The 19,331-nt window shown below is 47.8% G+C and carries 17 protein-coding genes, 1 rRNA gene and 1 other annotated feature; of the genes, 17 read left to right on the forward strand and 1 reads right to left on the reverse strand.

Going from position 1 to position 19,331, the window contains the following annotated elements; all coding sequences use genetic code 11:
- Positions 1-116 (forward strand): 23S ribosomal RNA (locus M3630_RS24885); the annotation flags it as partial.
- Positions 117-225: 109 nt separating this feature from the next.
- On the opposite strand, the gene M3630_RS24890 is transcribed toward M3630_RS24885, so the two are convergent.
- Positions 226-1,239: a YaaC family protein gene (locus tag M3630_RS24890; RefSeq protein WP_251253891.1), complete on the reverse strand. Its 1,014-nt coding sequence runs from the start codon at positions 1,237-1,239 to the stop codon at positions 226-228.
- Positions 1,240-1,405: 166 nt separating this feature from the next.
- On the opposite strand from M3630_RS24890, the gene guaB reads away from it, so the two are divergent.
- From guaB to M3630_RS24970, 16 genes are all read left to right on the forward strand, one after another.
- Positions 1,406-2,866, forward strand: a complete 1,461-nt coding sequence (guaB, locus tag M3630_RS24895; protein WP_173612165.1) for an IMP dehydrogenase — start codon at positions 1,406-1,408, stop codon at positions 2,864-2,866.
- Between the two features lie 188 nt (positions 2,867-3,054).
- Complete coding sequence (locus M3630_RS24900) at positions 3,055-4,371, forward strand: D-alanyl-D-alanine carboxypeptidase family protein (protein WP_173612164.1); 1,317 nt, start codon at positions 3,055-3,057, stop codon at positions 4,369-4,371.
- A 106-nt stretch (positions 4,372-4,477) separates the two neighbouring features.
- The gene (pdxS, locus tag M3630_RS24905; protein WP_012683798.1) at positions 4,478-5,362 is read left to right on the forward strand and encodes a pyridoxal 5'-phosphate synthase lyase subunit PdxS; all 885 of its coding nucleotides are present in this window, start codon (positions 4,478-4,480) and stop codon (positions 5,360-5,362) included.
- Between the two features lie 10 nt (positions 5,363-5,372).
- Entirely contained in the window at positions 5,373-5,948 is a 576-nt protein-coding gene (gene pdxT, locus M3630_RS24910) for a pyridoxal 5'-phosphate synthase glutaminase subunit PdxT (protein ID WP_232774356.1), read from the forward strand.
- Between the two features lie 126 nt (positions 5,949-6,074).
- Positions 6,075-6,300 (forward strand) — a binding site (T-box leader).
- A gap of 53 nt (positions 6,301-6,353) precedes the next feature.
- Positions 6,354-7,634: a serine--tRNA ligase gene (gene serS / locus M3630_RS24915; protein ID WP_221868197.1), complete on the forward strand. Its 1,281-nt coding sequence runs from the start codon at positions 6,354-6,356 to the stop codon at positions 7,632-7,634.
- 191 nt (positions 7,635-7,825) lie between these two features.
- Positions 7,826-7,993, forward strand: a complete 168-nt coding sequence (locus tag M3630_RS24920) for a hypothetical protein (protein WP_232774357.1) — start codon at positions 7,826-7,828, stop codon at positions 7,991-7,993.
- Positions 7,994-8,053: 60 nt separating this feature from the next.
- A complete protein-coding gene (aceB, locus tag M3630_RS24925; protein WP_251253892.1) occupies positions 8,054-9,661 on the forward strand; it encodes a malate synthase A in 1,608 nt (535 codons plus the stop codon).
- Between the two features lie 27 nt (positions 9,662-9,688).
- Positions 9,689-10,978 carry an isocitrate lyase gene (aceA, locus tag M3630_RS24930; RefSeq protein ID WP_251253893.1) on the forward strand — a complete coding sequence of 430 codons (1,290 nt, stop codon included), beginning with the start codon at positions 9,689-9,691 and terminating at the stop codon, positions 10,976-10,978.
- A gap of 191 nt (positions 10,979-11,169) precedes the next feature.
- Positions 11,170-12,267 carry an ABC transporter substrate-binding protein gene (locus M3630_RS24935; RefSeq protein WP_251253894.1) on the forward strand — a complete coding sequence of 366 codons (1,098 nt, stop codon included), beginning with the start codon at positions 11,170-11,172 and terminating at the stop codon, positions 12,265-12,267.
- Positions 12,257-13,090: an alkaline phosphatase family protein gene (locus M3630_RS24940; RefSeq protein ID WP_251253895.1), complete on the forward strand. Its 834-nt coding sequence runs from the start codon at positions 12,257-12,259 to the stop codon at positions 13,088-13,090. The genes M3630_RS24935 and M3630_RS24940 overlap by 11 nt, the downstream gene beginning before the upstream one ends.
- Before the next feature lie 36 nt (positions 13,091-13,126).
- Entirely contained in the window at positions 13,127-13,972 is an 846-nt protein-coding gene (locus M3630_RS24945; protein ID WP_251253896.1) for an ABC transporter permease, read from the forward strand.
- Positions 13,969-14,757 (forward strand): ABC transporter permease, encoded by a 789-nt coding sequence (locus M3630_RS24950; protein ID WP_251253897.1) that lies wholly within the window; start codon positions 13,969-13,971, stop codon positions 14,755-14,757. Before M3630_RS24945 ends, M3630_RS24950 begins: the two co-directional genes overlap by 4 nt.
- Positions 14,757-15,776, forward strand: coding sequence for an ABC transporter ATP-binding protein (locus M3630_RS24955; RefSeq protein ID WP_251253898.1), 1,020 nt, complete (start codon positions 14,757-14,759; stop codon positions 15,774-15,776). Before M3630_RS24950 ends, M3630_RS24955 begins: the two co-directional genes overlap by 1 nt.
- A complete protein-coding gene (locus M3630_RS24960) occupies positions 15,760-16,560 on the forward strand; it encodes a DeoR/GlpR family DNA-binding transcription regulator (protein WP_251253899.1) in 801 nt (266 codons plus the stop codon). Before M3630_RS24955 ends, M3630_RS24960 begins: the two co-directional genes overlap by 17 nt.
- Entirely contained in the window at positions 16,554-17,558 is a 1,005-nt protein-coding gene (locus tag M3630_RS24965) for a histidinol phosphate phosphatase domain-containing protein (protein WP_251253900.1), read from the forward strand. Before M3630_RS24960 ends, M3630_RS24965 begins: the two co-directional genes overlap by 7 nt.
- Positions 17,559-17,780: 222 nt before the next feature.
- Positions 17,781-19,298 (forward strand): YcdB/YcdC domain-containing protein, encoded by a 1,518-nt coding sequence (locus M3630_RS24970; protein ID WP_251253901.1) that lies wholly within the window; start codon positions 17,781-17,783, stop codon positions 19,296-19,298.
- The last annotated feature ends 33 nt before the right edge of the window (positions 19,299-19,331 follow it).

Raw genomic sequence — 19,331 nt, forward strand, 5'->3', positions numbered from 1 at the left:
CTTCCCACAGCGCAAGCTGGTAAGACCCCTCATAGACGATGAGGTTGATAGGTTCGGTGTGGAAGCGCGGTAACGCGTGGAGCTGACGAATACTAATCGGTCGAGGACTTATCCACACACTTAGCAACTGATCATGCAGATCCAGTTTTCAGGGAATAAAAGAGAACCTTCTTGCTGATGATGGCAGGAAGGTTTTTTGGTGTAGATAAAGCAGTGACATGAAATTTAATACGGATCGGAGGGAAAAGGGGGAAGGGGCATCCGGTGATTTCGGTAAAATTGCTTTCGAATAACCGAGGGAAAGGTATCCATATGATGTTCCAAAAAATGTTCCACCACATATCGCTCAACAAGTCCGTGAGACATCGTTAGCTCTCCCCACCACTCCGTTTCATAGCGGCAAAGCATGCCGAGTACATAAAGCAGCAAGTAATGAATCGCCCATTCAGGAAGAGGTAGAGAAGAAGCCGAACCATTCCAAAAGAACAGGACGTTCTGATGTAAACGAAATAACGGGTGTTGATCCAGTTCAGACAGGGCACACTGAGGAAGGGTCAGTTCCTTTCTGATTTTATTATTTCCCCAGGAGAGCTTTTCCAAGATGCATGAAGATGGAGCCAGCCTGTGAATGTACTGGGTGAAGGTCTCAGTTGAATAGGATAATGGCCCGTCGGTTTTTTCAGGAAAGGTAATGCGAATCAAATCATCCTGACTTATATGCTCAATCTTTGGCGTTATCCAGTTACGTGGTTGATCCGTAGCAATTCCGTAACTATCGCTCACGCTAGGGATGGATGAAAATAAATCATGGACTGAATAGCGCTCTTGTAACGGCGCAAGCTGGAACACGTGAGTTAATTGCGCAAAAAACCCCTCCTTTTGTGGACGAACCTCGTCCTCCATTAGGATATAGGCGTTTCTTTTAAGCTTTCTGGTCGTGACACCATGTTGCAGAACACGACTGTTTTGGGGATAATACGGATCACGAGTCAATAACATCGCCTTCAACAAGTGAGAGCAACCATAAAACAGCAGCAATGGCTGGATGGACAAGTCGGCAACAGCGGAAGTGGAATAAAAATGTCTGGCTTGTCTCCAGAGATAAAGGAAACGCGAGCTTTGTTGAAAGGCTAGTCGCTCGGCATGCTCAGTACCCATGTCATGATAGCAGGCAGCCAAATATTTACGTGCAGTTGGTTCGGTCTCAAAATAGCGTAATGTTTTCCAAGCGTTATCCATGTTACCCACCTTTGGTAATTTTCGTAATTTGGTTATGTTTCCCTAAATATTTTTTGATTTATCTGTCTAATCAATTCTATAACCGAACGATATACTCATTTCTTGACAGTAAATTAAGCGGTTTGTTAAACTGTCTTAAACAATTCGCCGAGAGGAGCTTTCAACTGTGCGGGAAGATAAATTTGTTAAAGAGGGCTTAACGTTTGATGATGTATTGCTCATTCCAGCAAAATCTGAAGTTTTGCCAAGGGATGTTGATCTGCGAGTACAATTGAGTGAGAATGTGAAGCTGAATATTCCTCTGATCAGTGCTGGGATGGACACCGTAACGGAGTCTGGACTTGCAATCGCCATGGCTCGCCAAGGTGGTATCGGGATTATCCATAAAAACATGTCCATCGAGCAACAAGCAAGCGAGGTAGATCGTGTAAAACGCTCTGAAAGTGGCGTTATTACCAATCCATTCTCTTTGACTCAAGAACATACCGTAGAAGAAGCGAATGCTCTCATGGGTAAATATCGTATCTCCGGTGTTCCGATTGTCGATGCGAATCAAAAACTGATCGGGATTCTTACCAACCGCGATTTGCGCTTTGTACATGACTTCTCCATCAAGATCAAAGACGTGATGACCAAAGAAAACCTGGTAACGGCTCCTGTCGGTACTACACTGCAACAGGCAGAATTGATTTTGCAACAACATAAAATCGAAAAGCTCCCGTTGGTGGATGAGAACAACATCCTGCGTGGACTCATTACGATTAAAGATATTGAAAAAGCAATCCAATACCCAAATGCAGCAAAAGATAACCAAGGCCGCTTGCTGTGTGGTGCTGCTGTTGGGGTATCGGCAGACACGTTTGAGCGTGCCGCAGCACTTGTACAAGCTGGCGTAGACGTTTTGGTAATCGATACGGCTCATGGGCATTCCAAAGGCGTAATTGAAACGGTAAAAGCAGTTCGCAAAGAATACCCAACGCTCACCATCGTCGCAGGAAACGTTGCAACTGGACAAGCTACTCGCGATCTGATCGAAGCTGGCGCATCTGTGGTGAAGGTTGGTATCGGTCCTGGATCCATTTGTACAACTCGTGTTGTAGCAGGTATCGGGGTTCCGCAAATTACAGCGATCCATGATTGTGCACAGGTAGCACGAGAGTACAATATTCCAATTATTGCCGACGGCGGCATTAAATACTCCGGTGATTTGCCAAAAGCAATTGGTGCAGGTGCTTCAGTGATCATGATCGGAAGCCTGTTCGCTGGTACAGAAGAAAGCCCGGGCGAATTCGAGATTTTCCAAGGGCGTCGTTTCAAGGTATATCGCGGAATGGGATCGATTGGCGCGATGAAAGCCGGCAGTAAGGACCGTTACTTCCAAGAGAACGCACAAAAGCTCGTTCCGGAAGGGATCGAAGGCCGTGTTCCTTACAAAGGCCCATTGGCGGATGTCACGTATCAGTTGATTGGTGGACTGCGTGCAGGTATGGGATACTGCGGAGCGAAGACTATCGAAGATTTGATTCAAAACTCCCAGTTCGTTCGCATTACCGGCGCTGGCTTGCGTGAGAGCCACCCACACGATGTACAAATTACAAAAGAATCACCTAACTACTCGATTTCTTAAGCGAAAAAGTGGTAAAGAAGACCTACGTCCCCTTTCTTTTATAAAGAGAGGGGATTTTTACTAGCCACTAACATGTGGAAATAGGAGGAATCTCGCTTCAAGCTACCCTGCAACCTATGGTACACTTACAATTGTGTGCTTGTTTCATGAAAAAAGAAATCGACAGAAATAGGAGAGTGAGAGATTACATGAAGCGAAAGACATGGACAAAGCGATTGACAGGTCTGTTCCTTTCTGTCGCTGTTTTTGCTACAGCAATGGGAGGATCGGTTTCAAAGGTGGAAGCTGCCCCTGTAGCATCTCAAGCGAATTTACAATTGGAAGCGAAGTCTGCCATTCTTGTTGAGGCATCGACGGGAAAGGTTCTCTATAGTAAAGATCCTGATGTAGCACTTCCGCCTGCGAGTATGAGTAAAATGATGAGCGAATATCTGGTTCATGATGCCATCAAGCAAAAGAAAATGAAATGGGATGATGTCGTCCCTGTAAGTGAATATGCGTTTTATATTGCTAAAATTTCTGATTCGTCTGGTGTGTATTTGAATTTAGGCGAATCCTTTACAGTTAAACAATTGTATGAAGCGATGGCAATCGTATCAGCCAATGACGCTACTGTACTTTTGGCTGAGAAGATCGCAGGCAGTGAGGCAGCCTTTGTTGAATTGATGAACAAAAAGGCAGCAGAGCTTGGTATGAAAAATACTTCGTTCGTCACTTCAACTGGATTACCAGCCAATGAGTTGGGTCCATACTCTGTTCAGACCGATCAAACAGAAAACCTGATGTCTGCTCGTGATGCAGCGATCCTTGCCCGTGCGCTGATTCACGATTTCCCGGATGCGTTGGAGACCTCCAAAAAACCAATCTTCACCTTCCGTACAGGTACACCAAAAGAGTGGAGCAAGAAAAACTATAACTGGATGCTGCCTAGCCTGATTAGCTATTACCCAGGTGTAGACGGATTAAAAACGGGGCATACAAATGCAGCAGGTTATTGTTTTACAGGTACGGCTGTTCGCGACAACATGCGTTTGATTAGCGTCGTGATGAAAACTAGCTCCGAGTCAAAGCGTTTTGCTGAGACGAGAAAACTGTTTGACTACGGTTTTGCCAATTTCAAGCTCACAAAACAAATGGACAAGAATGTACCAGTCAAAGGATTTGAAACAGCTCCTGTGAAAAACGGTGTAGAGGTAACTGTGCCAGTTGTTACAGGCAGTGAAGTAAACATGATCACCAAAACCGGTACGGAAGCAAAATACACGCCAACAGTTACCTTCCAGGAGCTAACCGCACCGATCCAGCAAGGACAAGTTGTCGGTAAGATTGTTTTGAAAGAAGAAGGTATGAAGGAATCGGATTACTTGCAGCCTGAAGACGCAGCAAAAGCAGGCGTGGATATCGTAGCAGGACAGGCAGTAGAGGAAGCCAGCTGGATTCGTCTGTTCTTCCGCAGCATCATTGAGTTTTTCAGCAATTTGTTTAGCAGTGGAACAGGAAATTAAATAACTATTGTTTTCCCCTACATCTATCGTTTACAATGACGGTAACAGGAACCATAACACCGCATAACAGTTTCGGTTCTGACTCATGATGTAGGGGGTATTTTTAATGGTACAAGTAGGAACATCCCGCGTTAAAAGAGGTATGGCTGAAATGCAAAAAGGCGGCGTCATTATGGACGTCGTGAATGCTGAACAAGCGAAAATTGCAGAAGCAGCGGGTGCTGTTGCTGTAATGGCTTTGGAGCGTGTACCGTCTGACATTCGTGCAGCAGGTGGAGTTGCTCGCATGGCGGACCTTAGCATTGTAGAGGAAGTACTGAATGCTGTTTCGATCCCTGTTATGGCAAAAGCTCGAATCGGTCATTTTGTTGAAGCGCGTGTTCTCGAGTCTCTGGGTGTAGATTATCTCGACGAGAGTGAAGTGCTCACTCCGGCAGATGACTTGTACCATATCAATAAAAAAGAGTTCACTGTACCGTTTGTATGTGGCGCCCGTGATCTGGGTGAAGCTCTCCGCCGTATCGGGGAAGGTGCATCCATGATCCGCACAAAAGGTGAGCCAGGAACCGGAAACATTGTAGAGGCTGTTCGTCACATGCGCACGATGATGTCCCAAATCCGCAAAGTGCAAGCTATGTCCTACGATGAACTGATGGCAGAAGCCAAAAACCTGGGTGCTCCATACGAACTGCTTGAAGAGGTACACAAAACAGGTAAGCTGCCAGTCGTAAACTTCGCAGCAGGCGGAGTAGCAACACCAGCGGATGCTGCCCTGATGATGCAACTCGGCTCGGATGGCGTGTTTGTTGGTTCTGGTATCTTTAAATCAGAGAATCCAGAGAAGTTTGCTCGCGCGATTGTAGAAGCGACCACCCACTACACAGATTACGAACTGATTGCTCGCGTATCCAAAGGCTTGGGAACAGCAATGCCAGGAATCGAAATCTCCAAAATTCGTGAAGCTGATCGCATGCAAGAGCGCGGCTGGTAAGGTGAGTAGCATGAAAATCGGCGTACTCGCTCTACAAGGAGCTGTAGCAGAACATCTGCGAATGCTAGAAGAGGTTGGTGCGACAGCTGTCCCGGTCAAAAAAGTAGAAGAACTGGATGACCTAGATGGACTGGTCATTCCCGGCGGAGAAAGCACCACGATTAGCAAGCTGATGCACAAGTACGGATTCATGGAGGCTGTTCAAGAATTCGGTAAGGCGAACAAGCCGATCTTCGGAACTTGTGCAGGAGCGATTCTTCTGGCGAAACGGATTCAAGGACAAGACGATTACCATTTAGGCTTGATGGATATCAAAGTTGAGCGGAATGCTTTTGGTCGCCAAAAGGAGAGCTTTGAAGTCTTGATGCCTGTTGCGGGTGTAGCGGCAGATTACCCGGCAGTGTTCATCCGGGCTCCGTATATTATGGAAGTGGGAGAGAACGGTCAAGTCTTGGCCAAGCATGAAGACAAGATTGTTGTCGCCCGAAGCGGTCATTATTTGGCAGCAGCCTTTCACCCAGAATTGACCGAAGATACAAGACTGCACAAATACTTCCTCGACATGGTCAAGGAATACAGAAGCTAGCTGTCATACCGGAAGATCGGCCGTAAAAAGGTGCCGGTCTTCTTTTTTCTGTACAGATCAGGATGGGCTGCTCTTTACATACGTATAGAACCTGTAGTACAGTTAACAATAATAGTATTCATGAATGAGAATGCGATGATGAGAACAAGTACTTCACAAGAGCCAGGCCTAGAGAGTCGGTGGTAGGTGCAAACCGATCCGGTTATGTGAGGGAATCCATCTCGGAGTGGCAAAGGAACAACAACTTTGCCCGGAACCGTCCCGTTATGACGGAAGAGTGGGCATATGCATGAAGGATTGCTGCATATGTCAACGAGGGTGGCAACGCGGGTATACAACACTCGTCCCTTACCAGGGGACGGGTGTTTTTTGTTTTTTTTCAATATGATTCGGAGGGATTTACACATGTTGGACGTAAAAGTATTACGCCAGGATTTAGAAGAAGTAAAACGCCGTTTGGCTCACCGCAATGAAGATATTTCTGCGTTGGATCAATTCGTAGAAGTAGATGAAAAGCGTCGCGAAGTCATCCAAGAGGCAGAAGCGCTGAAAAATAAGCGTAACACGGTATCCGAGCAAGTAGCTGTCATGAAACGCAATAAGGAAAATGCAGACCATCTAATCGCTGAAATGAAAGAAGTAAATGAGCGCATCAAGGGTTTGGATGAAGAACTGCGCCAACTGGATGAACAGCTCGAGTTCATTTTGCTGAGCCTGCCAAACCTTCCGCATGAGAGCACGCCGATCGGTACGACTGAAGACGATAACGTGATCGCCTGGACATGGGGAGAGCCACGTGCGTTTGACTTCGAGATTAAGCCTCACTGGGAGCTGGCTAGCCAAGCAGGCATTCTCGATTTTGAAACCGCGGCAAAAGTAACTGGAAGCCGCTTTGTTTTCTATAAAGGCTTGGGCGCACGTCTGGAGCGCGCACTGATGAACTTCATGATGGATTTGCATTCGAATGAACATGGCTATGAAGAAGTGATCCCACCGTATATCGTCAACCGTACGAGCATGACGGGAACGGGGCAATTACCTAAGTTTGAAGAGGATGCATTCAAAATCGAGGGACCAGATTACTTCCTGATTCCAACAGCAGAGGTGCCCGTCACCAATATGCATCGTGATGAGATCATGGATGGAGCGGATCTCCCTCGCTACTACACTGCTTTCAGCGCATGTTTCCGTTCGGAAGCGGGCTCTGCTGGCCGTGATACGCGTGGGTTGATTCGTCAGCATCAATTCAACAAAGTTGAGCTGGTGAAATTCGTGAAACCAGAAGAGTCTTATGACGAACTCGACAAACTGGTGAAAAACGCTGAAAAGGTGCTTCAACTGCTTGGATTGCCATACCGTGTCCTGAGCATGTGCACAGGCGATCTTGGTTTTACGGCTGCGAAGAAATTCGACCTGGAAGTTTGGATTCCAAGCGGCGGCACATACCGTGAAATCTCGTCTTGCTCGAACTTTGAAGATTTCCAAGCACGCCGTGCCAATATCCGTTTCCGTCGCGATACGAAATCGAAGCCAGAATTTGTGCATACATTGAATGGTTCCGGTTTGGCGATTGGACGTACAGTAGCAGCAATCTTGGAAAACTACCAAGAGGCAGACGGAACAATCGTAATTCCAGAAGCTCTTCGTCCGTACATGGGCGGAGTAGATAAGATCGCACCGAAGTAATAAGCGAGAGATTTGGAAAACAGCTCTTGATCCATAACGGGTCAAGGGCTGTTTTATATTGTGTACTAATACAGATATATTTTTTAAAAAACGTGTTGCACTGTACTAATCTCTGTTATATAATAAAAACAAATTTTAAGAATATTGTTTTAATACAGGAATGGAGGAATGGAGAATGGACTGCTATCGGTGTGAAGGTAACGGAGAACAAAATTGCCCAAGATGTGGAGGCGTTGGTCGTGATGCCAACGGAGCGGCTTGCCACAATTGCTTGGGAGACGGGCATGTATGTTGCAGCCATTGCAGTGGCAGCGGGTATCAGGAGTAAGGACATTTTTTTTGCTACCTCTGTTATATAATAAAAAACATTTTATCTAACTGTACCACAATAACTTTCGAGTGAGGGAGGAGGAGCTGTTTTGACTACTGTACCAACGAATCCATATCCGCTGGAGGTGCAGATTTCCGGTGAGATGCACCCTGGTTATCAAGATATCCTGACACCAGAAGCGATTCAATTCGTGATGAAGCTGGAGCAAAGGTTTGGCGACAGACGCCAACAATTATTGGCGAAACGCGTGGAGCGCCAATTGCAGATTGATGCAGGTCAACTACCCGATTTTTTAGAGGAAACAGCGGACATTCGCAAAGGAGATTGGACTGTTGCTCCATTGCCCAAAGATTTGCAGGACAGACGGGTGGAGATTACAGGACCTTCGGGTGACCGGAAAATGGTCATCAATGCACTGAACTCGGGTGCTCGGCTTTTCATGGCTGACTTCGAGGACGCGAACTCACCGACCTGGGAGAACACCATCCAAGGCCAAATCAACATGAAGGATGCGGTACGCCGCAATATCTCTTACATCAGTCCGGAGGGCAAATCATACACCCTCAATGAAAAAACAGCGGTTTTGATCGTGCGTCCTCGTGGCTGGCATCTTGAAGAAAAGCACATCCTCCTCGATCAAAAACCGATCTCCGGCAGCCTGCTTGACTTCGGACTTTACTTTTACCACAACGTAGATGCTCTTGTCGCGAATCAAACAGCACCGTATTTCTACTTACCGAAACTGGAGAGCCATTTGGAAGCTCGACTCTGGAACGACGTCTTCCTTTTCGCGCAGGATGAATTGAATATTCCACGCGGCACGATTCGCGCGACAGTATTGATCGAAACGATTCTCGCGGCTTTTGAGATGGATGAGATTTTGTATGAGCTGCGCGAGCATAGTGCAGGACTGAATTGCGGACGTTGGGATTACATTTTCAGCTATATCAAAAAGCTGCGGAATCAGCCTGATGTGATTACACCGGATCGTGCGCAAGTAACCATGACAGTTCCGTTCATGAAAGCATACACCACGCTGGCCGTGAAGACTTGCCATAAACGGATGGCACCCTGCATCGGCGGAATGGCTGCACAAATTCCGGTGAAAAATGACCCGGTACAAAACGCAGAAGCCATTGCCAAAGTGCGCGCTGACAAAGAGCGGGAAGCGTACGATGGACATGATGGGACTTGGGTTGCTCACCCGGGGCTAGTGCCGGTAGCTATGGAAGTGTTCGATCGCCTGATGAGAGAGCCGAACCAAATTTGGTACAAACGTGAAGACGTAGACGTATCTGCTAGTCACCTGCTGGCAGTCCCAGAGGGCACGATTACAGAAGCGGGTGTCCGTACGAACATAAGCGTAGGTTTGCAGTACATCGAGGCTTGGTTGCGAGGCTCTGGGGCTGTGCCGATCAACAATCTGATGGAGGATGCGGCTACAGCAGAAATTTCGCGGGCACAAGTCTGGCAATGGATGCGTCATCGTCACGGAGTCTTGCAGGATGGTAGAAAGGTGACGGAAGGCTTGGTGAAGCAGTGGCTGAGTGAGGAGCTGCAAGCGATCAAGCAAGCAATTGGCCAGGAGAGATACGACAAAAGCAAGTATCCGACTGCTGGAGATCTGTTCTTGCAATTGGTAACGACAGAAGATTTTGAAGACTTCCTAACGGTACCGGGTTATCGCTATTTGTAAAAATAAAAATGAGTGGGGGAAATGAAAATGAAAAAAGTAAACAAACAGGAAGCGATTCAACAGGTGGAGCAAAGCTGGCAGGGTGAGCGTTTTAAAGGAATTACACGTCCGTATACGGCAGAAGATGTCGTTCGTCTGCGCGGTTCCGTACAAATCGAACATACACTGGCTCGTCTGGGAGCAGAGCGTCTATGGGATCTGTTGCATACCGAGCACCATATTAAAGCGTTGGGGGCTTTGACCGGGAATCAAGCGATTCAGCAGGTAAAGGCAGGATTAAAAGCGATTTATTTGAGTGGCTGGCAGGTAGCGGCCGATGCTAATCTGTCTGGTCAGATGTATCCTGATCAAAGCCTCTACCCGGCAAACAGTGTTCCTCAAGTCGTAAAAAGAATTAATCAGGCATTGCAACGCGCTGACCAGATCGATCAATCAGAAGGTGGTACCGACACGAATTGGTTTGCTCCGATCGTGGCAGACGCAGAAGCGGGCTTTGGTGGGCCATTGAACGTCTTTGAATTGATGAAGGGCATGATTGAAGCGGGCGCAGCAGGTGTGCATTTTGAAGACCAGCTGGCTTCCGAGAAAAAATGCGGCCATATGGGCGGAAAAGTACTGATTCCGACGCAGGCGGCTGTACGTAATCTGATTTCCGCTCGATTTGCGGCAGATGTGATGGGAGTCCCAACAATTATCGTGGCACGTACCGATGCCAATGGCGCTTTCCTGATCACCAGCGACATCGACGAGCAGGATAAACCATTCCTGACGGGTGAACGAACAGCAGAAGGATTCTTCCGTCTACGCGGCGGATTGGATGCAGCGATTGCCCGGGGACTTGCGTACGCTCCTTATGCAGATTTGATCTGGTGCGAGACTTCTGAGCCGAATTTGGAGGAAGCACGCCGTTTTGCCGAAGCGATCCATGCCAAATACCCGGGCAAGCTGTTAGCGTACAATTGCTCTCCTTCTTTCAACTGGAAAAAGAAGCTGGATGAACAGACTATCGCTCGCTTCCAGGAAGAGATCGGCGAGATGGGCTACAAGTTCCAATTTGTCACGCTCGCTGGCTTCCACTCCCTGAATTACAGCATGTTTGAACTGGCGCGGGGATATCGTGACCGCGGAATGGCTGCCTATTCTGAATTGCAGCAGGCTGAGTTTGCTAGCGAAGTACATGGCTATACCGCCACTCGTCATCAGCGTGAAGTGGGTACCGGGTATTTCGATGAGGTTGCGCAAGTTATTTCTGGCGGCAATTCCTCTACGACTGCGCTCAGCGGATCGACGGAAGAGGAGCAATTCGCGCATAATTAAACAGGAAAAACGAAGGACTAGGTGGTTCTCTGGTATTCAGAGGACCACTTTTTGCGTTCACTTCTATTTTTCATAGAGTCTTAATAGCTTTTTAACAACGCATTTATATCAGTTTCATTTTGGTTGTTTACGATTGGGTTAGAAAAAAACAAAGAATCAAACACAAATAAAAACGAAAAGGGGCCTTAAAGATGAGAGGGAACCAGTTAAGTTGGAAACGAACCGTTGTTGTCATGACTTCCGTTTTTCTGCTTGCGGGATGTGCCACCGAGACGAAATCAGGCACTTCTCTGGATACGTCGCAATTGACCCTGGATCAAATCGTGGAAAAAGCAAAGCAAGAGGGAGAAGTCAACTCCGTGGGAATGCCGGACACGTGGGCAAACTGGGGGGAGACCTGGAGCAATCTTACAAAGGAATATGGCTTGAAGCATACGGACACGGACATGTCGAGTGCAGAAGAATTGGCTAAGTTTGAAGCAGAAAAAGAAGACGCAACAGCAGATATCGGCGACGTAGGCATCGCTTTTGGACCGTTAGCCAAGCAAAAAGGGCTGACACTGCCTTACAAAACCTCTTACTGGAACGACATTCCCGACTGGGCAAAAGATGATGAAGGACATTGGTTGCTGGGCTATACCGGAACGCTGGCTTTTATCACTGACAAGACAAAGGTGCAAAATCCTCCCAAGTCCTGGGCAGATTTGAAAAACGGAAGCTACAAGATCGCGATTGGCGATGTCATGAAAGCGAACCAGGCGCAGTTTGCCGTTTTGGCCGCTGCCTATGCTAATGGGGGAGATGAGAAAAATATTCAGCCCGGCATTGACTTTTTCGCTGAGTTGGCAAAAAACAAGCGGCTCAGTACGAGCGATCCGACTCTTGCCAATTTAGAAAAGGGTGAGGTCGAAGTTGCTATCTTGTGGGACTTCAACGCGCTCGGGTATCGGGACAAAATCGACAAAAACCGCTTTGATGTCCTCATCCCGGAAGAAGCATCAGTCAGCAGCGGATACGCTACGGTTATCAACAAGTACGCCAAGCACCCACACGCTGCCATGCTGGCTCGTGAATACATTCTCTCCGACGCTGGACAGTCCAATTTGGCTCGCGGCTATGCACGACCGATTCGCGCTAACGCCAAGCTGGATGAATCCGCTAAAGCCATGCTGCTCCCGGATGACATGTATAAAAACGCACGTCCTGTGGGCGATTTGACTGCTTGGGAAGAGACGGCTAAAAAGTTGCCGCAGTTATGGCAAGAGAAGGTGTTAATCCATGTGCGCTAGCAAGCTCGCGATGATTGTGCTCGACGGATTGAGATTTGATACAGCCGTCTCGCACATGGGGTACCTGCATCACCTGGTTGAGTACGGCATTGCGGCCCGCTTTCAGGTGCGATCGGAACTACCCAGTCTCTCTCGTCCTTTGTATGAGGTTCTTTTAACGGGAACCCCTGTGTGGAAGAACGGCATTTCCAGCAATCAGACGGTTCGGCTTTCGCAGCAGGAGAGTCTCTTTCACCTGACGCAGAAAAACGGACTGTCCAACGCTGCTGCCGCTTATTGCTGGGTAAGCGAACTTTATAACAAGGCTCCGTTCAATCCGTTTTACGACCGAATCCAATTGAACACCGACAAGCCGATACAAAACGGAATGTTCTACTGGGAAGATCACTATCCAGATACACACTTGTTTGCTGACGCCAACTTTTTGCTGAATGGATACAATCCGGATTTTCTATACGTCCACTCCATGAATATCGATGATGACGGACATAAGCATACGGCCGATTCCGCACGATATCGAAATCGCGTTCTGGCGGCAGATTCGATACTGGCAAATGTGCTTCCTGCGTGGATCGATGCGGGTTATCAAATCATTGTAACAGCCGATCACGGGATGACAGCCGATGGAAATCATGGGGGCACCTCTAGCGCTGACCGGGACGTTCCCTTGTTTGTCATCAGCGACCTGATATCTCCCGGTATTCGCGAGGAGGCAATTCCGCAATTGCAGGTGGCTCCGCTTGCCTGCCATTTGCTCGGCATCTCCCCCTCGAAAGAGATGCAGCCATTGAACGTAGGAGGGCTGAGTAAGACGTCTCCCTAAGGGGGCGTCTTTTCCTCTAAGAAAGGAGTTTTTGCGATGAAACGATTTGTCAGTATGCTTTGGGTCACGACGATTCCGTTCTTTGCAATGATCGCTCTGTTTCTCCTCGTCCCATTGCTTTCTATGATTGGAGGGAGCTTTCAGGCCGAGGGGGGCGGCGGTTTTACCGTTAGTCATTATCGTGAGATTTTTTCAAATCCGTATTACTTGCAGGCTTTTGAGAACAGCGTGCTCATCTCGTTCCTGTCTGCTCTCATTGGAATCGTCGTTGCTGTTTTCGCCACTTATGCGATTACCCGTTTCCCGCAATCTCTGCAACAGCGAGTGCTTGTTATTACCAATCTAACCTCCAATTTTGCGGGAATTCCGCTCGCATTTGCCTTCATTGTCCTGTTGGGAAACAGTGGATTGTTTGTTTTGCTCGCGAAGCAACTGGGGATTGATTTTGGTGAGTCCTTTACTCTGTATTCGTGGAGCGGCTTGACGCTTGTTTATATTTATTTTCAACTGCCCCTGGCGGTAATGCTTTTGTATCCCCTGTACAATGCCATTCAGAAACAATGGATGGAAGCGGCCGAGCTGCTTGGGGCAAGTCCATGGAAGTTTTGGCTGAGAATCGGTTTTCCGGTACTGCTTCCAGGCATCGTCGGCACATTCAGCATTCTGTTTGCCAATGCAATGGGTGCCTATGCTTCTGCCTATGCGCTCACCGGGAGCAACTACAATCTGGTACCCATTCGGATTGGCGCGCTAGTATCTGGCGACATTTTTGCCAGACCCGAGCTGGGTAGCGCTCTCGCTGTACTGCTCGGCCTTACGCTTGCAGGAGCCTTACTCGTGAACGAGTGGCTGACGCGGAAGATTCGGAGGGATTTGTCTTGAAGCGGATCAGTTTGCCATCCTTGTCGTTTGCGTTGGTCATGTTGTATTTGTTTTTGCCAGTAGCGGCTACCATCCTTTACTCACTGGCAACCGAGTGGAACAGTACGATTTTGCCGGAAGGACTCACAGGAAAATGGTTCGCAGAGCTGTATGCCGATCCTCGATTCTTGCAAGCATTCGGGCGTTCTTTTTTGCTCAGCTTTCTGACGACTGTCGTTGCCGTGGTCATTATTGTTCCTGCTGTATTCTCCATAATTGTCTATGCTCCCCGGATGGAGAGGCTGGTTCAGATTTTGGTGATGCTGACCTATGCCGTTCCGGGTGTCATTATGGCCGTCGGATTGATCCGTACTTATTCAGGAAACGGAATTCCCATGGTCATCATTACAGCAGGGGCGTATTTGGTCGGTTTGCTTCCGTATCTTTATCAGGGAACGCGCAATAGCCTGCTTGCGATGCAAGCACGTTCATTGATGGAGGCAGCCGAGCTATTGGGTGCGAGCCACTGGCAGGCGTTCGTACGGATTATCGTTCCGAATATCATGTCTGGAATTTTCGTGTCCTCGCTCTTGTCGTTCTCCATTTTGTTTGGTGAATTCGTTCTGATTAACATCCTGGTGGGAGGAAGATACGAAACTCTGCAGATGTATCTGTACGCCAAGCTATCGTCAAGCGGACATGTCGCCAGCGCGATTACTGTCACTTATTTTGTCCTGATGGCTATCATCACTGGCCTGGTTGTAAAATTCACGCGCCGAAGCTTCGCACGCAAGGAGGTCCCCTAATGAGCTACGTCAAAATCGAACACTTGTCCAAAACCTTTCACGGTCAACACGTGTTGCAGCAACTCGATCTTGCGATTGAAAAAGGCGAGCTAGTCACTTTACTTGGCCCTAGCGGGTGTGGAAAAAGTACGCTATTACGCATCCTCAGTGGTTTGACGGCTCCGGATACAGGCATGATCTACATCGACGGCAAAGACGTGACGGACGTGTCGCCGAAAAATAGGCAAATCGGCATGGTGTTCCAATCGTACGCACTCTTTCCCAATCTTACGGTCAGTCAAAACATTGCCTTCGGTCTGGAAATGAACAAAATCTCGAAAACGGAGATTCGGCTGCGTGTCCAAGAAATGATTGAGCTGGTGGGATTGGTGGGAAAGGAGCAGGCTTACCCGCGTGAATTGTCTGGCGGCCAGCAGCAGCGTGTGGCACTTGCCCGTTCTCTCGTTACTCGGCCAAAAGTGCTTCTGCTGGATGAGCCGCTTAGTGCACTCGATGCCCAGATTCGCAAAAATTTGCAAAAGCAGCTACGCACGATCCAACGTGAGTTAAACATGACGACTGTGCTGGTTACTCACGATCAGGAAGAAGCCATGGCTGTCAGTGACCGCATCTACATCATGAATGGTGGACGAATCGTTCAGCACGGCAGTCCCCAAGAGATTTACACGCAACCTCGCTCTGAATTTGTTGCTCGCTTCATCGGCAATTACAACGTGCTGACTGCCGAGCAGCTTAACCGAATCGCGCCTAATCTGTCTCATCCAGCAGTTGAACGATTCGCAATCCGTCCTGAGACGTTTCGCGAACAGCCTTTGGCTGGGGAGGACATCTGTTTGACCGGGAATATCGCTCAGGTAACCATGCTCGGCAACATTACCCGTTACGAGCTGAACATGCGGGATGTTCCTGTACTGGTGGACACACTTCACCTGTCCTTCGAGCAGGAGCAGATCGGCACAACAAAAACATTGTATGTAAGTCCCAAGGATGTGATTCCGCTTTATGACACTATTGCCTGAAGAACGACAGCAAGTGATTCTGGACGAATTGAACCGCCACGGTAAAATTCAGGTGATGAGTCTGGCAAAAAAACTGGCAGTAACACCGGAGACAATCCGACGTGATCTTGACCATTTGGAACAGCAACGTTTGTTAAAGCGAGTGTACGGAGGAGCAATCCCTTTTCATTTGGCGAAACGTGAGCCGCACTTTGAAAAGAAACAGGCGATCCAACAGACGGCAAAAACGAAAATCGGGCAAATCGCGGCAGAACTTTTGTCTGACGGGGATACTATCGCGCTCGATGTCGGGACGACAACACTGGAATTGGCACGTGCTATAAAGGGTCTCAACCAATTAACGATTGTCACGAATTCGCTCCCCGCCGCTTCTTTACTAAACGAGCTATTGGAAGCCAATCAATTCAACGGTCAGGTCATTATGCTGGGGGGGTTGACCCATCCGGCCCAAAAATCGGTTGCTGGGGCGTTTACCTGCGAGCTGCTCTCCCGCTTTCATTTTGATAAAGCTTTTATTTCCTGTGGAGGAATGACGGCTGATGGCTTCACCGATTATGACATGGAAGAAACGCTGTGTTCGACCATGATGGTACAGCGGTCGGAGCAAGTCTATGTATTAGGAGATACATCCAAGATTGATCAAACGCAATTTTTTCGTATTTGCGGCTGGCAGGATGTCAGCGCGGTTGTTTGTGACCAGCCGATGCCGGATGAATGGCTATCGTCTGGCATACAAACTACCTGGATAAGCGAACATCCGGGAAGGAGAGACTTCACATGCTGATCGACTATCATCTTCATCTGGAAGAAGGGCCTTTTTCATTGCGTTGGCTCGACCGTACCAATATAGCCCTCGACCACTTTTATCCGTTAACTGAACCTCGACATACCCGCGCCTGGCTGCTGGACAGTCTTGCGCGATTAAATAACCGGATGTCTTTGGGAGCATACGACCCGTCTTGGATCGATCTGTATTTACGTGAAGCGTTAAACAAAGGCTTGAAGGAAGTGGGGATTGTCGATCATTTATACCGCTTTCGTGAAGCCCGTCCCTACTTTGAACGGTATATGGACCTGGGTGACACCGATTTGGGTCGCTTGCAGCGAACGTGGCTTGATCAAGTATGCACTGAGAGCCTCAGTGACTTTTGTGTCGCCATTGAAGCAGCAAAGCAGCGTTGGTCCGCAAGCGGTGTGGAGTTGCGGCTGGGGATCGAAGCGGATTACTTTATCGGCGGGGAAGCAGAATTGGAAAGCTTGCTCGAAGGCGCTTCGTGGGATTATGTGATCGGTTCTGTTCATTTTTTACAAGGATGGGGCTTTGACAATCCCGAGACTCGCCATCTGTTTGAGCAGCACGACTTGAAACAGTTATACGGGGACTTTTTCCATACAGTTGAATCTATGATTAGGAGCAACTTGTTTGATTTTGTTGCTCATCTGGACAATCTGAAAGTGTTCTCCTATCGCCCAGAGGAATCGGAGCTTGTTCCCTATTACCATCGAATCGCAACTGCTTTGAAAGAAACGGATACAGCGACCGAAATCAATGCGGGCCTGTACTACCGCTATCCCGTTCAGGAAATGTGCCCCAGTCCTGCTTTCCTCGACGTTTTGGTGGCGCATGGCGTTCCACTGACACTCTCGTCCGACGCGCACTTTCCCGACGATATTGGGAGATACGTGGCGGAGAACCTGGAAGTCCTTCGTTCAAAAGAGGTAGCGGAGATTGCTACTTTTTCCGGTCGTCAACGGATCATGAAGCCAATCCGTTATGCTTGACTGTGAAAAACAGCATGTCTTGAGCAAAATATGATTTGAGATGCAAAAAACCTTGGAATGCCAAGGTTTTTTTAGTTCTGTCTGTTTGACAGGGGTAAGACCACCGCAGCAGGGTTTTTATGTTTTTTCTGGAAAGTGTAACCTTTTGTTCGTTTCTACGAATAAGTCAATGTACACAAATAGCAAGCAGCATCCAAGTAACCAATACAAAGGAGAGAACCTATGAGGAAAACAATATCGCAAGCTGTATGTCTGATGGGAGCCATGTGTGTCCTGGCCTCCACACCTGTAGCTTTAGCCACCCAAGGAGAGTATCAGCAAGCAACGTTATCAGCAGGAAATCAAGCAAGTGTAGCGGATGATGTCATGAAAACAGTAGACGAAGCTCTGGTCAAAGCGGGGAAACTATTGCCGTATCTCAAGGAGTTTACGTTCAAGACGGTAACGCTTGATAAAAAGAGACCGAACATTATCTTTGTTCAGCTGAGAAAAGAAAAAGACCAAAATGAGCCGAGAGTAGACATCGAATTTGAAGCGAAAACTGGGAAATTAATAAGTTTCAGGTTAGCGACAGAGGAAGTAGAAGATGAAAAGAAACCAACCTGGCAGGAGTCCAAAGAAAAGGCAACCGCTTTTCTAAAAGAGTGGTACGGTCGAGATATGGATGGTTATCAGCTTAATCAGCTCTTCACTGAAGAGGGTGGGCACGGTATTGTGTTTTCCAAATCCGTAAATGGTTTACTCTATCCGAATTTGAGTACACGCCTAGAGTTGAATGCCAAAGGTGAGGTTGTCTCCGGCGGACCAAATGGGGGCTTTCCCTATGAGATCCCTTCAATCGAAAAGACCTCTTTCCCCGATCCCAAAGAAGCATTGGCAAAGGAACAAATGACAAAAACAGTAGCATCCCACATGAAATTGTCCTATTGGGCCGATCGGGAGCTGCTTGCGTATGAGCCCATGTTTTCCGGATATTTGGATGCAACGACAGGGAAGTCCTTGTACGTGTCGGAACAGAAGTACTACCTGCCCGGAGAAATTGTGAAGGTTGCGCCGAAAACGAATAAACTGACAGCCAAAACGAAAGAGGAAGTTTCCTCATATGTGAAACAGGAATTTAACGTAGACATAAAAGCAGAGGAATGGAAGGAAGAGAGTTTTCCGAAAACGGGGATCAAGGTATTTACATGGAAAGAAGAAACTGACGATGAAACGGTAGTAACTGTTGTGGAGAAAACAGGAGAGATTCTGTCTTTTTCTAAAGAAGTGACAATCATAAAGAAAGATAGTAAGACGAGGGAAGAAGCACGCGCGCTAGCAATCAAGGAAATGGAAAAATACCTACCCATTGATACGAAAGAAATGATGGAAATCGGTAATTCAAAGCATATCAAAGGCGAAGAAGATGGGAGCTTCGAATTTGAGTTCGTCAAGGTGCATCAGGGGATACCCGTACGGGACAGAAGCTTCTATGTCTACATCGTTAACGGAAAGGTCATGAGAATAGACACGACTAGCAAAGCGAAATTCACCGAACAGTTACCTGATTTGAAGGCTGGGGTAACGGCAGAACAGGCTGCGCAGGAATTCCTCAAGCAATTTCAACTGGAGTATTTTTATCCTGAAAATAACGGGAATAAGGCACTTTTGGTATACAAACTGGCCACAGTTTATCAAACGGTAAATGAACAAATTGATGCGTTAACGGGAAAGATTGTTCAGGAGGATGAGGACCAATAAGCCGATTGATCCTGACCAAGGGATAGAAGACAC

Source organism: Brevibacillus sp. MER 51, assembly GCF_023714195.1.
Classification (GTDB): domain Bacteria; phylum Bacillota; class Bacilli; order Brevibacillales; family Brevibacillaceae; genus Brevibacillus.